Source organism: Shewanella xiamenensis (assembly GCF_024971755.1).
Lineage (GTDB): Bacteria > Pseudomonadota > Gammaproteobacteria > Enterobacterales > Shewanellaceae > Shewanella > Shewanella xiamenensis.
The window spans coordinates 1,779,168-1,795,002 of record NZ_CP079718.1 but is presented as its reverse complement, the minus strand read 5'-3'; the positions used below and the strand labels follow the sequence as shown (position 1 = coordinate 1,795,002).

Sequence of the window (15,835 nt, the reverse complement as noted above, 5' to 3'; positions counted from 1 at the left end):
CCCTATCATTTGCCGTTAATACCTTATCAACGCCATTTAGTGAGCCACTATGACTAAACATTCCCCTGTCTTTATCGCCGAAGTTTCTAGTAACCATCATAGAGACTTACAACGTTGCATAGAATTTATCAAAACAGCTGCTGACATAGGTTGCGATGCCGTTAAGTTTCAACTGTTTAAAATTGAAGAACTTTTTGCCCCAGAAATTCTATCTAAGAGTGAAATGCATCGTAAACGTAAAGCATGGGAGTTGCCCGTCAGTTTTCTGCCCCAACTCAAGCAATCCTGCGATGAATACGGTATTCAGTTTTCTTGTACCCCGTTTTATCTCGACGCGGTAGCAGAGCTTGAACCCTTTGTGAATTTCTACAAGATCGCATCCTATGAATTACTTTGGGACGACCTACTCGCGGCCTGCGCGAAAACAGGAAAACCAGTTGTGATTTCAGCGGGCATGGCCACGATAGAAGAAATCGATCACGCGTTAAAAACCTTGAAAGAAAATGGTGCCAGTGACATTACCTTACTGCACTGTGTTTCTGCATATCCAACCCCAGAACGTGAATGTAACTTAGCCGTTTTAGGTAGTTTTAGAAATCGTTACCAAGTTAAAGTTGGATGGTCTGATCATACTGTTTCCAGTGCTGTCATTAATCGAGCCGTACACAGATGGGAAGCCGATGTTGTCGAGTTCCATTTAGATTTAGATGAAACAGGCGATGAATACGCTGCTGGTCATTGCTGGTTACCACAACAAATTGCAACGGTAATTCAGGGAGTCAAACTTGCAACTGTCATTGATGGAAACCCAGTAAAACAATTTGTTGCCAGCGAAGCCTCAGATAGAGAATGGCGAGCCGATCCGCAAGATGGATTACGCCCAATGAAGTCTCAAAGAGAAAAATTTGGAGTATCAGAATAATGAGTATGTCCCCAATTACAGTAGTAGCAGATGCTATTATTGAATTTTTAGCCCACCAAGGGATTAAAGCATTTCACAATTATCCCGGTGGAACCATCGCTCCTTTATTAGATGCTTGCAAACGTTTCGGAGTAACCGTTTACACTTCACGAAATGAGCAAGGCGCCGGTTATGCTGCACTGGCTCAAGGTAAACTAACCCAATTACCAGGTATAGTGGCAGTAACATCAGGCCCAGGTGTAACCAATGTATTAACGCCCGTCGCCGATGCCTATTTTGATGGTATTCCGATGTTAGTATTTACGGGCCAAGTGGGTACTGGCGACCTCACAGGCCAAAAACGAGTAAGGCAATCTGGGTTCCAAGAAGTTGATACCCCATCATTGATGAAACCTATCACTAAGGGACAATTCCAACCTAAAAACAGTGAAGAGCTATACGCTATTCTTCCTATTGCATGGCAACTGGCTTTAGAAGGCAGAAAAGGCCCGGTTTCGATTGATTTACCAATGGACGTTCAACGCAGTGCAGCAACTGAATCCATCAAAGTTCCCGAAATGGTTGCTTATCCAGTCAATAACACTGAGCTAGGCACTTTTATAGATGAACTAATCAATGCCATTGAACATTCGCAAAAACCAGTGATTATTTGCGGCAATGGTATGACATCACCCGCATTAGTGGATGCAATCCGTACCTTAAGAAACTACTGGCCTGCGCCAGTGAGCCATAGCTTGCTAGGCGTTGGAGTTTTGGACACCGATGATTCTGGGTCATTAGGGTTTCATGGCCATACAGGTAGCCAATTAGCAGGTAAAGCCATTGCTGAGTGTGATTTATTACTGGTATTAGGTTCCAGATTAGATGTTCGCCAAACTGGCACACTGAAAACAGCCTTTGCATCCAATGCGAAAATTTTTAGAGTCGATTTAGATATTGGAGAATTAACTGATAGTCGTATCGCTCACCATAAGGCTGTTCAAGCTGAACTAGAGCAATTTTTTGATGCCTTACACCCCAAATTTGCTCAATTATCACCACCTAATCTATCATCATGGCATAACACCATTTCGCAGTGGAAAGCGCAATTAGCTTGGCCCTACCCAGATTATCCAGGAATTGCACCTAAACTCTTGCTAGAAAAACTAAGCAACTCTTTACCCGAGAACACTATCGTCACCACAGGTGTTGGCGCACATCAACATTGGGTTGCAAGGCACTTTAGATTTGCCCTCCCCCATCGCCAGCTTTTTACCTCGGCAGGCCATGGCACCATGGGCTATGATCTCCCGACAGCGATAGGTGCCGCAATCCACTCACCAGAGTCCACCATTTTGTGTATCGCTGGAGACGGTTCATTTCAAATGAATATCCAAGAACTGGGCGTGATCAAGGAGTTAGGCCTTAAGATCAAAATACTGGTTCTGGATAACCACAGATTAGGCTTAGTATCTCAATTCCAATTAATGAATTGGGAAACTGATACTGCTTGTGGTAACAAACAATCGCCTAATTTTGCCTTAATAGCTCAAGGTTACAGCATTAAAGCATTGCATTGTAGTGATAGCGCTAAACTAGAACAAACATTGGCTGAATTTATTGAGACCAATGAATCTATTCTGCTTCATATCGAAATTGCCACACAGCATGATGTCCTCCCAATGCTATTAGGGGGTCAAACAACAGATAAAATGTGGCCTTACTTTGACATGCAAGGTAATCCAAGGGATCCATCAAATGTCTAAACTCGTTTTGATCACAGGTGGAAGCAGAGGAATTGGTGCCGGTATCGCCAAAGCCTTTGCGGAGGCGGGATATTGGGTCGCGATAACTTACCTTAATCACCAAGATAAAGCCGTATCATTAGCTAACATCTTAGGAGATAAGGTAGCCGCTTTTGCATTGGATCAATCAAAACCTGAGAGTATTAAACAATGTATTACTGAGGTCGAAAAATATTTTAATCGAAGTATTGATGTACTGATTAATAATGGCGCCATAGCCCAGGAAAAGCCCTTTAGCGACATTACTGCCGATGATTTTACCACTATGCTGAACACTAATCTGCGCGGTCCATTCTTGCTCGCACAAACTTGTATTCCTGCAATGCAACAGCATGGCTTTGGCAGAATCATCAACATTGGCTCTATTGGAGGTCAGTGGGGAGGCTATAACCAAGTTCACTATGCCGCAGCCAAGGCAGGGCTTATTAACCTAAGCCAATCAATTGCAAAAATCTATTCGCGAGATGGGATAAGAGCCAACACGATTGCTATAGGTTTAGTTGCAACAGAAATGACTGAGCATGAATTGAATACCGAGGCAGGCAAACAAAAAGCAGCGGCAATTCCAGTTGGACGTCTTGGCAAAGTTGAAGATATAGCCTCAATCGCCCTCTTTCTCGCCTCCCAAGATAGTGATTATCTCAGTGGACAAACCATAAATGCCAATGGCGGAATGTACTTCGGATAAGGATGCTCTTCTAATGATAAGAAATTGCTTTCTTTGTCAATCAAAAACCGAAGTTGTTTTTTCAACAACTTGGGCACTTCCAGGCCTCGCACCAAGGGAAATTGGTTTTTCTGTATGCCCTGAATGTGGATCTGTTTGTCAAAGTCCATCGGTTAGTTTCGATGAAATGATGACGTTTTATAGCTCGATGGCGGTTTACACTAATCCAGGAAGACAAGAGAAACCAACTGAAGCCAAGATTAGAGACCTTGATGAGCAAATTCGTTTTATTCGTAGAGGCATAGGTTTCCTTCCCAACTCAGCACTGCAAATTGGTAGCTCTGACGGTTATACCTTATCGCGTTTTCGCGAGGCAGGAATTAGCAGAGTCCTAGGCGTTGAACCAGGTACAGCGTCAGTTGAACTTGCAAAACGGTTATATCAAATCGATTGTATCCACGGCAGCGCAGAAGATTTTGACACTGACGAACAATTTGAGCTAATTATTTTGACCCATGTGCTGGAGCATCTTTATCGTCCCCAAGATACCCTAAAAAAATGCCATAACCTGCAACAGAACATGGCAGAGGGGTTTATTTATGTCGAAGTGCCACTCATGGCTAAACCTGCCAGTCTATGCCCTGGATTTTTCTCTTTCGAACACATTAATTACTACACTCGGGATAATTTGGTTCGCAGTCTGAGCGACGCGGGTTATTCAGTTGTATCTCTAGTCGAGCACTACAACAGTAACCTTTCGCCTATTATTGGCGTGCTAGCAAGTACCAAAGCACAAGACCACTGTGATGATGCACAACCCAATATCAGCCGGAATAGGGCTATTTTGTCTGATTACCGCGCAAAAGAAGTGGCGTACTGGCAAGGTTGTTTAAATGCAATATTACCAGCACTTAAGCAGAGTAAGCGAATCTTCCTTTGGGGTGCAGGTATCCATACATGCCAAATTGTTGCCAACACTAATCTTATCGACGAATGCGTTATAACGGGACTGACTGATACCTCCAAACTAAAGTGGGGATTAAGGCAAGGTGAGTGGATTTGCCAAGCGCCAGATACAATCGATTGGCAGGATGGAGATTGTGTCCTCATATCATCCTACGCCAGTGAGAAAGAAATTTTTGATGCGCTCAAATGGCTAAGAGATAAAGGTATTCTTACCTTAAGACTTCACAATGTTGACGATACTCGGACTCATTAATGACAAAGAATTTACTGATTGTGGGTGCAGGCGTAGAAGCCTGTGAAGGTATCCGCATTGCCAAGGAAATGGGACTTAAACTTGTTATTGCTGATGGCAACCCCTCCGCCCCAGGACTTACCATGGCAGATTGGCCAATTATTGCCAGTACCTACGATGGTCAAGCCATCTTAGCAGAAGTCAAAAAACTCCAAACACAGGGCGTAAATATTGATGGTGCGATCGCCATGTGTGCCGATGTACCTTTAAGTGTAGCTATCGTCAGTAATGACTTGGGGTTGCCAGGCCTGTCACTTGAGTCAGCTTTTTGGGTTTCTGATAAATTAGCAATGAAAAAGAGGCTGCAAGCAGAAGGTATTCCTATTCCACGCTTTGCGGATGTATCTGATAAATCAATTTTACTTAGTCAAGCCAATCAGATTGGCTTTCCACTGATTATTAAACCCGTTGATAGCCGTGGCGCACGCGGGGTGCAACTGATAGAGATGGCCTCAGAGCTGGATAGTGCATGGAAATTGGCTGCCAGAGAATCCCCAACCTCAAGGGTCATGTTAGAAGAATATCTCGAAGGTCCACAGTTCAGTACAGAAACCTTGGTCGATCGTGGACGCTACTATACCCTCGGTTTTGCCGACCGTAACTATGAGTGGCTCCCTCGAACTAAGCCTTTTATCATTGAAAATGGCGGCGATGCTCCTACGGGTGTTAGTGCAAACATCAAAGCTGAGGTTATTGCCACTGTTGAACGAGCAGCGGCGGCACTTGGGATCAACCAAGGCGTAGCCAAGGGAGATATGGTCTATACGGCTCAAGGCGCTAAAGTGATTGAAATTGCAGGGAGACTCTCAGGCGGATTCTTTTCGACCACTCAAATCCCCCTTGCGACTGGCGTTAATTTTATCGAAAAGGCTATCAAACTAGCCCTTGGCGAGCCCTTAACCACAGAGGAAGTTACAGCTAAATATCAGCGGGCGGTCGCTATTCGCTACCTTGATTTAGCATCAGGCAGAGTACGTCATATTTATGGAGTATCGCAAGCAAATCAAGCCATTGGCGTAGAAATGTTAACGCTATTTATCGCGCCTGGAAGCGTAATTTATCCGCTTGCTAATCATACGCAAAGAGCGGGGTTTGCTATTGCGAGTGCCGATAACAAAACCGATGCAATAGCTAGAGCAGAAGCTGCGCTGGCGTTGATCCATATCGAATATGAGGATGAACCAGTATGACTACTGCCCTCTACACGGTATTTCATCTCAATCTGGCCTTTTCCTCCATTGAAAATGAACAACATGCCGAAGTCATTCGCAAATGCTATTGGCCACTCCTACAGATAGCGCAAAAAGGTATTCCTGTTGGAATTGAAATGACGGCCTATACCTTAGAAGCAGTCCAACAGGTTGATCCTCTGTGGGTACAGGAATTCAAACTATTGCTCCAACAAGGAATGTGCGAACTTATCGCCAGCGGTGATAGCCAAATTATTGGGCCTTTGGTTCCTGCAGAAGTCAATCAGGCTAACCTCCGTCTTGGGCAGGATACCTATCACACCTTGCTTGGGGTGCGTCCTCAAATTGCCTATATCAATGAGCAAGCCGTTTCAGCAGGGCTCTTAGATGTTTATATCGACCAAGGTTTTGAAGCTGTAGTGGTGGAATGGGATAATCCCTACTCCCATAATCCAAACTGGTCCAACACACTGTTGGACAGGCCACAGAGTTTACAAGCCGCAAGTGGTAGAACAATTAAGGTGATTTGGAACCACGCAATCGCTTTTCAAAAGTTCCAGCGTTATGTTCATGGCGAATTAACACTAGAAGATTATCTGCACTATCTCGTTAAAATATTCAAACCTGGCATGTTGGCCTTTCCAGTTTATGGCAGTGATGCCGAAGTGTTCGACTTTCGTCCCGGGCGCTATCAAACTGAGGCGGTTCACGTTGAAGGAGAATGGCAGCGGATTTCCACCCTTTTTAACACTCTTGCAGAGATGGATAACTATTGTTGGCAATTGCCTCAACACATTCTTAAGTTTTGGCAAGAATCAAATGCGGTCGAAATCACCAATGCAGAGCATCCGGTTTCAGTCAAAAAACAAGCTAAATATAATGTTAGCCGCTGGGGATTAAGTGGTCGTAATGACCTCCTACTCAACAGTCTATGCTATCAACGATTCACCACACTCGCACATAATCCACATGCAACAGAGCAAGACTGGCGAAACTTATGCCGTATGTGGGCAAGCGATCTGCGTACCCATCTCACCGCAAAACGCTATCAGCAACTTAACTTGGTTGCTAATCCTGCTAATGCGCCAGTATTTGCGTCTTGGGAAGCACAAGAAGATATTCAGATTGAGTACGATACACAAAGACGTCGTTTGCATATTCGTACCCCTAAGGTACACCTGAGCCTAAATGGTAACCGTGGATTGGCTATTGATAAATTAGCCTTTAAGTCCCACGGCTTTGAACCTGTCCTTGGTACCTTATCACATGGTTTCTTCGACCATATTAGTTATGGTGCTGATTTCTACTCGAATCATTTATTGATGGAACGATTTCGTGCACGTGATCGTGTCACCGATCTCAATCGGGTGAATTATGAATTGGGCTGCGTAGAGGGCAATTTAGTGATTTATTGCCGTCAATCATTAAAAAGTGGCGCCATCATTAAATGGTACCGTATCGAGCATGAGTCTTTGCATACAGGCCTTTTCTTTGAGGACAAGCAGCGCCCTGAAGCCTCAATCCGACTCAGTTATCTGACTTTACTCGGCTGTGATAATAGAGCCTGGTACCAGACCAATCTCGGTGGTGAACAGGAAGAGTTTTTTCAAATACAAGAGGATATGGACCAAGGTTCTCCAGTTTCTTCAATTGTTTCCGCAAATAGCGCCATTGGTGCTACTGCTGGCCAAATTCGGTTTGGCAGCGGCCAATGTGGCGTGCGATTAACTTGGGATCCCGCCAATTGTGCTGCACTCCCCATGATTTCGAGTAAAAAAATAGATGATAAATACCTTAATCGATTATGGTTTTCGTTAGCAGAAGCCGATGAGACACTCAAGGAAGGTGGCAATTTACTCGATTTCAATCTCTGCATTACCCCTGAGAGTATTAATCTATGACCAAAATACTCGCCATCATTGGCGCACGCCTTAACTCTAGTCGCTTAGCTGGTAAACATTTGCTACCACTTGCTTGTGATGCCGCAGGTAATACTCTTCCTATTATTGGCCATATTTTAAGGCGCCTAAAGACGTGTAGCACAATTAGCGCAATAGAACTTGCCACAACTGCAGATGAGTTCAACCAACCCCTAATCAATTGGGCACAAGAAAACCAGCTAACCTGTGTCCCCTTTGAAGGTGATGTTAATGATCTGATGGGCAGGCTTGATAGGATCATCCAGCGACAACAGCCTGATTATATCGTGTATATCTGTGGTGATTGCCCACTTATAGACCCCAATTTTATCGATCACGCCTTAACGGCACTAATGGCATCAAACAAGGACAGTATTAAGCTCCGTGACAATCTAAGCTCAATTCATGAGGGAATGGCATTTTACAGCCAAAGGGGATGGAAAAAACTGATGACAGCCAGTCAATGCGACATGTCTCGGGAACACGTAGGTTATGCAGATAAACTCACCCCTGTACTTGATTATCTCTCTATTGACGATAGTGCGGATTATTCACGGATAAAGCACCGGATTTCCGTGGATACCCCTGCCGATTTTCGCTTTATGGCAGAGGTGTACCTTCGTTGGTATGTCCATCATGGTGCGGAGTCGATTGTAAGCCTTCAATGGGTACAGCAACAACTGCTTGATGACCCTGCATTAGCCGCAATAAATACCCATGTGCAGCAAAAAGCCGCCGATAAACAGTATCCTAAGGTAAGCCTTTATTGCCACGTTGATAGTGTCATCGGTATGGGACACCTCAAACGCTGCGCCCTAATTGCCGAGGCACTGCAGGAACAATTAGGTTTAGGCACCAAATTACATGTTATTGGCTCCCCATATGAACTCCCTTGGCTACACACTAAAGTGCAATGGTTTGATGGTGACGTTGAACTCTTTAATTGCATTAAGCAGGACAATAATCCTCTGTTGATATTGGATTTCCATCCCGATTTTATTGATATGCTAGCCCTTGAAAATGCCTGCCACCATGCCAAGTTGCAAGGCCGTGCATTACTAGCACTCGATAAGCTAACTGCGCTTGTAGAAAGTGTCGATAAGCTATTTATTCCGAGTTTTTATTGCAGTATTAAACATCCCAATATCAGTTATGGTTGGCAGAATTATCTCTTTAGTCCAATCACATTGCTCCCTAAAAAACCGCAAGTAATGATTTTAACGGGCGGCACAGATGCGCTGGATTATGGTCGATATCTACCCAATTTACTGGAAGATACGATCAACCCTCACTGGGATTACCTTTGGATAAGAGGCCCGTTAGCAAAGGCGCCTGAGATCAAAAGTGACTCCAAGATCAAGGTTCTCCATAATCCGAGCAACCTGCCACAATTACAGGCCGAATCAACAATAATATTAAGCTGTTACGGCTTATCCTTATTTGAATCTATCGCCGCACGGGCAGCCACTATCCTGTTACCGGTCAAACACCTGTGTGAAAATGCCGAATTGGACGCACTGGCAGCATATCAATGTTGCCAAATAAGCAATACTTTACCCGAGGCCGTATCTCAATTAATGATTTTACAAAACCAGCCTGAAGTTCGGAATCAACTTATAAATAAAGCTGGAACAGTTTTTGCCGATATAAAGGGGATGTCAAAATTACTTTCTATCGTGAGTGAGTTGCTTACGACCGCAAACCGTCACTGAGGAACAATGTATGTTTATCTTAGTTACCACCCCCGTAGGTAGAACAGAGCTAGGCGATCAAATCGATTATTTTCCAAGCCGTTGGAGTGGTAGCTCAGGCAAATTTAAAGTCACGACCTTTTATCCGTTTAATTTATCTTATCTCACCGCCATGCTAAAACGCGATACTGAGCATCGGGTCCGTATGATAGATATGAACTATTACGGAGTCGACAGTGATGAATATCGCAATATCGTCACCCAACTCGCACCAGATTTATTGATTGTGGAAATTGACTCTATTATTTACCGCAAACAATTGGCCATATTTAAGATGCTTAAGCAACACTTGCCGCAACTTAAAATTCTTGCCTGCGGTCCGCAGCCGACTGCGACCCCTGAAGACTGTTTGCTGCAAGGCGTAGATTATATTGCTACAGGTGAATTTGAGCATTCCATCACTCACTTTATCCAAAGCGGTTTAAATGTTCATTCTCCTGGGATATATCCCAATAAACAGCCGAATTTAGTTGATATTAATACATTACCCTTGCCAGATGATATCGATCTCAAACGACGTAATTACTGCCGTCTTTATGGCTCAGAATATAACGAAGTTGAAATGTGGGTCACCCGTGGCTGCCCGGTAATGTGCAATTTTTGTGTGGTGGCAAATGTCTACTATGCCAAACCTAACCACAGGGTGAGGGATTTAGATAAAGTCATTGCTGAAATTCGCTATCTCCAAAAGACCATACCCGATTTAGAGGGTATCTTCTTCAATGAAGAAGCCCACACCATTAACCGCAATTATCTACGAGCCCTGTGCCAAAGATTGATCGATGAAGGCCTGAATAAAGAGCTTAAATTCAACTGCATGGGTAACTACGACACTCTTGATACCGTGACACTCACACTGATGAAGCAGGCCGGATATTATAAAATCCGCATTGGGCTTGAGAGTTTAGATGAATCAGTAATGCAGCATATTTCTAAGTACCGTTCGAAGAGCAACTACCAACGTCTACTTGATGTACTGTACGATTGCCGCGAACTAGGAATTAAAATATACGGCACAATGTCAGTCGGAACCGTTGGGGCCAATTACGATTCAGACATTGAGTCGCTCAATACGATTAAAAAATTGCATGCCGAGGGATACATTCAGGAATTTTCTCTCTCCATCAACACCCCACTTCAGGGGACGCCTTTTTTTGATAAAGCAAAAGCGGAAGGTTGGCTTATTGCCACCTCCTCTGACTATGATGGAAGCTATGGTTCGATGGTCAACCTCCCAAATTATTCGGCGGAATTGATCAATAAAGCTTTTGAATATGGTTCGCAAATCAGAGCTCACATCAACCAAATAAACCTAGAGAAAGGCGTGCGTTACTCCTCCTATGACCGCGAATGGTGCGCCCCTGTTTATGCCACCTCCCATCGTCTAATTGGGACCCAAATACTATGATGCCAATCTTGAGTGTTTGCATTCCTAACTACAACCATGGTGCGGTATTAGGGGAAACCTTAACCTCAGTATTATCAAAAAACGTCACTGCAAATTTGGATGACGTTGAAGTACTGGTTTCCGATAATGCGTCCACCGATAACAGCCTCAGTATTATTGCTCCGTGGCGCAGTCACCCAAATCTCAGGGTACTTGAGCAACCCCACACGCTGCCAATGTCCAGCCACTGGAACAGAGTGATGCAAGCTGCCAAGGCTAATTGGGTATTAGTGTTATCCTCCGACGATATATTACTACCCCAGTCACTGGACACCTTAAAAGCAGTGATCAAATCAACCGAAGCCGACGCGATATTCTTTGAATACGATTTTCTCACGCCCCAAGGCCGAGTCAGTAAATGCCCCTTCTATAGGAACAGCGCGATAATTCTAGGTGAAGAGCAAAGCAAAATTTTTCTGAAGGGAAACAATTTCCCTCTCTCTGCATGCTTGTTTCGTCGCAAAGCACTGGAACAACTCGGTGGATTTGACGAAACAAAAGTCTTCTGCACTGACTGGCATGCATGGCTAGGCTTAAGTGCACGGGCATCTAAGATCATATATATCAAAGAGCCTTTAATGCTATACCGACAACACGAGGCCAACGAAACCCATCGATGTATTGAAAACCTGAGTGCACTTAAGGAAGTCATCGCGATGAAACAGGACTTTATCAACAAAAATAAAGTGACTGATCCCGACGTACTATGGGGGGCGTTAAATAATGATGTAAAACTAGCCCATCGCTATGCTGAAATAATGAAATCTCGTCAGTTAGAACAAGCTTATTTACATTATCAAAAACAAGTGACGTTACTCACGAATAGACTCACTAGTCTGAGGTCAACAAAACCCATGCCGATGACTGCTCCTTATCCATTACCATGGGGCTCAGAAGTAATAGAACTGGCCAATCTAGCTCTCAAATAATCCTCTAGACAGTAACTTTCCGACCAATGCGGCAGGGTCGGTATATGCTCATCGTTAGGATGTATAATCTCCATCATGCCATTATTGAGCGGACTATATCTGACGTTTAGCGTATACCCCAACTTTTCAAACAAGCGACCTAAACGTTCGAAGGTCCATAATTGTTCAGTCCTGACTCGATATGTTAACAAGGGTAGTGGAGCTGAATAAGAGGACAACAACATAATAGCGCTAGCTACATCCCGCACATCGGTTAACGCAAAGTGTTTATCTTGATGTCCAAGATTGACTGACCGTTTAGTCTTGGCTGCATTGACAAAGTAATCAACTAACTTTCCCCTAGGATCATTAGGGCCATAGCTAGATGACAATATCAAATGATAACAATCAAGCCTTTCACAGCGACGATAATAATCCAAAAACACCGCAAGACTTTGTTTAGATGCACTATACATATCCACTGGGCCAGGAGTTTCAATATCCCCAAATTGCCAAAAACTACCTGCTGCGATAAAGCGAATATTCGCCTGTGTCGATGCCCATTTTAGCAAACGAAGGGGCAATAATAAATTCGCCTGCAAGCCTTCTCCTTTAGCCTCCTCACCATAACTGGCCGCAAGGTGAACGATCACTTTAGGGGCAAACATGGTCAGGTGAGATTCAAGCCGAGGGTCATCAAATGCTAGAGCCCCATCTATCGCGTGACGATTAATACATAAAATCTGCCAACCTTCTAACAATGCGCTCTTTCGTAACGTCTGCCCAAGAAACCCCGAAGCACCTGTTATCACCATACTCTTAGTCACTTAACCTCCGGCATAATGACACTAACGTATCAGCCATATAGTCGAGCATTGTTGTATCTAAACTGGGATGCACTCCTAACCAGAAGGTATTAAACATCACATTGTCGGTATGGATTAACCTAGTCGCAATGCGATAATTAACCCCTTTAAAATAAGGTTGCTTGGTCAAGTTCCCTGCAAAGAGTAATCGTGTTCCAATTTTTGCCTGTTCTAACTCTCGCAGTAGTAAAGTTCTTCTCCCTGCAAGGGAGCCAGACAAGGTCAGCGGTATACCAAACCAACTTGGATTACTTCCCTGTGTAGCTTGCGCAATTTCAAGCCCATCAACATGACTTAGTTTAGATGCTAAATAGTTGAAATTATGGCGACGTTTCTCACAAAATGAAGCTAATTTATCCATTTGTGATAGACCACAAGCCGCCTGCATATCGGTGATTTTTAGGTTATAACCAATATGGCTGTAAATGTACTTGTGGTCATAACCTTGGGGAAGCTCACCGAGTTGATGGTAGAAGCGACGTTTGCAAGTATTATCCTCCCCAGGCTTACAATAACAATCACGCCCCCAATCACGAAAGGATTCGACAATTTTTGCCAACTTTTTGGAACGGGTAAACACTGCACCGCCCTCCCCTGTTGTGATATGGTGAGCGGGGTAAAAACTTAAGGTTGCGACATCACCAAAACTCCCCACATGCGACCCCTGATATGTGCTGCCAAGGGCATCACAACAGTCCTCGATTAACCACAACCCATGCTGATCGCAAAACGATCTCACTGCTGCAAGATCGAAAGGGTTACCCAAAGTATGCGCAATCATGACCGCCCGCGTCCGCTCACTTAAAGCTTGCTCAAGTAAATTTACATCAATGTTCAAAGTGTGGGGATTGACATCCACAAAGACAGGAATCGCTTGGTTTTGAATTATCGGATTAACCGTCGTAGGAAATCCGGCTGCGACAGTAATCACCTCATCGCCAGCCCGTATAGCTTTTTCCTGCAGTTTGGGGGATGTCAATGCAGTGAAAGCTAATAAATTTGCCGCAGAGCCTGAAACTGTAGTCAATACATGTTCAACCCCCAGCCATTGCCCCAACCGCTGCTCAAAAGCTTTATTGTAACGTCCTGTGGTCAACCAACCATCTAAGCAAGCATCAACTAACATGCTGATATCATTACTATCAATCAACTTACCCGAAACAGGTATATAGCTCTCTCCTGCGATAAACAACTTCTTTACTTGCTTATCAGTATATTGTCGGGTAAGGGTTAAAATCTGCTCCCTCAATGCAGCTTGGTTCGTCAAAGGCAAGCTCCTGTTTCAGATAAAGATGAATTCATATAATGGTGAATTTGCGCTTGAGTGAGTAGCCTAACATCTGCACCATCCGCTACACCTAGATACCATTCAAGGATCTTTTCAATTGTCTGGTTCAGGCTCCAATGGGGTTGCCATTGTAATGACTCGCGTGCCTTTGTGCTGTCCAATAGTAGAATTTCCGTTTCCTTAAATTGACTAAATTGCGATTCAATACAATATTGCATGCCTATGTGTTGGTAACAACGTTGCACTAACTCGCCAACAGTCAACATATCCTTTGCAAGGGGACCAAAATTCCACGCTTCAGCATACTTCTGGGGCTGCTGATATAACGCCTCAGCTAACAGTAGATAACCGTGTAATGCGTCTAGCACATGTTGCCAGGGGCGAACAGCATCTGGATGACGCAATGCGACATGCTTACGGCGAACGATCGCAGCCATAGTATCAGGAATAATACGGTTAGCAGCATAATCGCCCCCCCCAATCACATTGCCCGCCCTTACAGATGCAATACCTATTTGGGGAGTGTTGCCAAAAAATGAAGCTCGATAAGCATTAACCACCAGTTCACAGCCAGCTTTGGAGCAGGAATAGGGATCAAAACCACCAAGACGATCGGACTCAATAAAACTATACTCGCCATGGGAAGGCTGATAACACTTGTCGGAACTGACGATGATAACAGCTAAAGGTAAAGGCCAATCCTTAAGGGTATCGAGTAATTTAGCCGTCCCCATGATGTTGGTATCTAGAGTGCTCAAGGGGTCCTGATATCCCGTAGCAACCAAAGATTGCGCCGCAAGATGGAAAATTACGTGAGGTTTAAACGCCATGATCTCTTTTTTGATTAACTCAGCATTATTTATGTCACCAATCCTATGCTCAACCACTGAGGCAATTTTTGCTAAATCAAATAATTGCTTTGGCATCACCTCTAAAGAAAACCCACGAACCTGCGCCCCAAGTGTCGTTAACATCAGGCTCATCCAACTGCCCTTAAAACCAGTATGTCCGGTCAGAAACACCCTTTTACCGGACCAAAAATCCGCACTTGCTTTCATAGCCAGCATTTCCAAGGCGCTTTATCCGTTTGCCACAAGTTTTCCATTTGTTGTTTGTCCCTTAATGTATCAATCGGATGCCAGAATCCATCATGGCGAAATGCCATTAATTCCCCTGCCATGGCGAGTTGTTGCAGTGGCTCTTGCTCCCAAGAGGTGTTATCACCGTCAATAAAAGTCAGCACCTTAGGCGACAGGACAAAAAAGCCACCATTAATCCGCCCACCTTCATTGGCAGGCTTTTCATCAAAACGAATCACTTGATTCCCCTCAAGCGTAAGCCCACCAAACCTTGGGGGAGGAACCACAGCCGATAAGGTAGCTAACCGGCCATGCTCTTTATGAAATCGGATCACAGAGCTGATATCAATATCCGACAAGCCATCCCCGTAGGTCATACAAAAAGTGTCTTCACCATCGAGCAATTTAGCAATGCGTTTAAGGCGGCCACCAGTCATAGTGTCACGCCCTGTATCTACTAATGTCACTTTCCAAGGCACAGTTGAAGCGTTATGAAGATACCGCTCCCCAGTCATAAAATCCAAAGTCACATCACTGGTAAAAAGATGATAATTACTAAAATACTGCTTAATCACTTCTCCCTTGTAACCACAAAGGATGATGAAATCACTTAATCCATGCACTGAATAAATTTTCATGATGTGCCATAACAGGGGTAAGCCCCCAATCTCTACCATTGGTTTAGGCCGAAGGGCAGTTTCTTCACTTAAACGAGTCCCCAAACCTCCAGCCAAGATCACAACCTTCATAGAGCCT

General features: G+C 44.2%; 13 protein-coding genes. 9 read left to right on the top strand and 4 right to left on the bottom strand.

What is annotated here, in order from left to right; translation table 11 throughout:
• The first annotated feature begins 49 nt into the window (after positions 1-49).
• The 9 genes from KXJ80_RS09025 to KXJ80_RS08985 are packed head-to-tail and all read left to right on the top strand — an operon-like array spanning position 50 to position 11,867.
• The gene (locus KXJ80_RS09025; protein WP_218737135.1) at positions 50-922 is read left to right on the top strand and encodes an N-acetylneuraminate synthase family protein; all 873 of its coding nucleotides are present in this window, start codon (positions 50-52) and stop codon (positions 920-922) included.
• Positions 922-2,667: a thiamine pyrophosphate-binding protein gene (locus KXJ80_RS09020; RefSeq protein WP_218737136.1), complete on the top strand. Its 1,746-nt coding sequence runs from the start codon at positions 922-924 to the stop codon at positions 2,665-2,667. The genes KXJ80_RS09025 and KXJ80_RS09020 overlap by 1 nt, the downstream gene beginning before the upstream one ends.
• Positions 2,660-3,394 carry an SDR family NAD(P)-dependent oxidoreductase gene (locus tag KXJ80_RS09015; protein WP_218737137.1) on the top strand — a complete coding sequence of 245 codons (735 nt, stop codon included), beginning with the start codon at positions 2,660-2,662 and terminating at the stop codon, positions 3,392-3,394. Before KXJ80_RS09020 ends, KXJ80_RS09015 begins: the two co-directional genes overlap by 8 nt.
• Entirely contained in the window at positions 3,366-4,592 is a 1,227-nt protein-coding gene (locus KXJ80_RS09010; RefSeq protein WP_256930933.1) for a class I SAM-dependent methyltransferase, read from the top strand. Before KXJ80_RS09015 ends, KXJ80_RS09010 begins: the two co-directional genes overlap by 29 nt.
• Entirely contained in the window at positions 4,592-5,821 is a 1,230-nt protein-coding gene (locus KXJ80_RS09005) for an ATP-grasp domain-containing protein (RefSeq protein ID WP_218737138.1), read from the top strand. The genes KXJ80_RS09010 and KXJ80_RS09005 overlap by 1 nt, the downstream gene beginning before the upstream one ends.
• Positions 5,818-7,722, top strand: a complete 1,905-nt coding sequence (locus KXJ80_RS09000) for a polysaccharide deacetylase family protein (protein ID WP_218737139.1) — start codon at positions 5,818-5,820, stop codon at positions 7,720-7,722. The genes KXJ80_RS09005 and KXJ80_RS09000 overlap by 4 nt, the downstream gene beginning before the upstream one ends.
• A complete protein-coding gene (locus tag KXJ80_RS08995) occupies positions 7,719-9,452 on the top strand; it encodes a cytidylyltransferase domain-containing protein (protein WP_218737140.1) in 1,734 nt (577 codons plus the stop codon). The genes KXJ80_RS09000 and KXJ80_RS08995 overlap by 4 nt, the downstream gene beginning before the upstream one ends.
• Before the next feature lie 10 nt (positions 9,453-9,462).
• The gene (locus KXJ80_RS08990) at positions 9,463-10,899 is read left to right on the top strand and encodes a B12-binding domain-containing radical SAM protein (RefSeq protein ID WP_218737141.1); all 1,437 of its coding nucleotides are present in this window, start codon (positions 9,463-9,465) and stop codon (positions 10,897-10,899) included.
• A complete protein-coding gene (locus tag KXJ80_RS08985) occupies positions 10,896-11,867 on the top strand; it encodes a glycosyltransferase family 2 protein (protein ID WP_218737142.1) in 972 nt (323 codons plus the stop codon). The genes KXJ80_RS08990 and KXJ80_RS08985 overlap by 4 nt, the downstream gene beginning before the upstream one ends.
• Here the strand turns inward: KXJ80_RS08985 and KXJ80_RS08980 are convergent.
• From KXJ80_RS08980 to rfbF, 4 genes are read right to left on the bottom strand one after another with little or no spacing between them, the layout of a single operon-like run.
• The gene (locus KXJ80_RS08980) at positions 11,810-12,673 is read right to left on the bottom strand and encodes an NAD-dependent epimerase/dehydratase family protein (protein ID WP_218737143.1); all 864 of its coding nucleotides are present in this window, start codon (positions 12,671-12,673) and stop codon (positions 11,810-11,812) included. The genes KXJ80_RS08985 and KXJ80_RS08980 overlap by 58 nt on opposite strands.
• On the bottom strand, positions 12,666-13,979 hold the full coding sequence (gene rfbH / locus KXJ80_RS08975) for a lipopolysaccharide biosynthesis protein RfbH (protein ID WP_218737144.1): 1,314 nt from the start codon (positions 13,977-13,979) through the stop codon (positions 12,666-12,668). The genes KXJ80_RS08980 and rfbH overlap by 8 nt, the downstream gene beginning before the upstream one ends.
• Positions 13,976-15,058 carry a CDP-glucose 4,6-dehydratase gene (rfbG, locus tag KXJ80_RS08970; protein WP_218737145.1) on the bottom strand — a complete coding sequence of 361 codons (1,083 nt, stop codon included), beginning with the start codon at positions 15,056-15,058 and terminating at the stop codon, positions 13,976-13,978. The genes rfbH and rfbG overlap by 4 nt, the downstream gene beginning before the upstream one ends.
• Complete coding sequence (gene rfbF, locus KXJ80_RS08965) at positions 15,055-15,828, bottom strand: glucose-1-phosphate cytidylyltransferase (RefSeq protein WP_037424876.1); 774 nt, start codon at positions 15,826-15,828, stop codon at positions 15,055-15,057. The genes rfbG and rfbF overlap by 4 nt, the downstream gene beginning before the upstream one ends.
• Positions 15,829-15,835 lie beyond the last annotated feature (7 nt).

Coding starts and splice junctions, on each gene's coding strand:
- KXJ80_RS08990 (WP_218737141.1), top strand. CDS start 9,463: ATGTTTATCTTAGTTACCACCCCCGTAGGTAGAACAGAGCTAGGCGAT.
- KXJ80_RS09020 (WP_218737136.1), top strand. CDS start 922: ATGAGTATGTCCCCAATTACAGTAGTAGCAGATGCTATTATTGAATTT.
- KXJ80_RS08995 (WP_218737140.1), top strand. CDS start 7,719: ATGACCAAAATACTCGCCATCATTGGCGCACGCCTTAACTCTAGTCGC.
- rfbF (WP_037424876.1), bottom strand. CDS start 15,828: ATGAAGGTTGTGATCTTGGCTGGAGGTTTGGGGACTCGTTTAAGTGAA.
- KXJ80_RS09005 (WP_218737138.1), top strand. CDS start 4,592: ATGACAAAGAATTTACTGATTGTGGGTGCAGGCGTAGAAGCCTGTGAA.
- KXJ80_RS08985 (WP_218737142.1), top strand. CDS start 10,896: ATGATGCCAATCTTGAGTGTTTGCATTCCTAACTACAACCATGGTGCG.
- KXJ80_RS09010 (WP_256930933.1), top strand. CDS start 3,366: ATGCCAATGGCGGAATGTACTTCGGATAAGGATGCTCTTCTAATGATA.
- KXJ80_RS09025 (WP_218737135.1), top strand. CDS start 50: ATGACTAAACATTCCCCTGTCTTTATCGCCGAAGTTTCTAGTAACCAT.
- KXJ80_RS09000 (WP_218737139.1), top strand. CDS start 5,818: ATGACTACTGCCCTCTACACGGTATTTCATCTCAATCTGGCCTTTTCC.
- rfbG (WP_218737145.1), bottom strand. CDS start 15,058: ATGAAAGCAAGTGCGGATTTTTGGTCCGGTAAAAGGGTGTTTCTGACC.
- KXJ80_RS09015 (WP_218737137.1), top strand. CDS start 2,660: ATGTCTAAACTCGTTTTGATCACAGGTGGAAGCAGAGGAATTGGTGCC.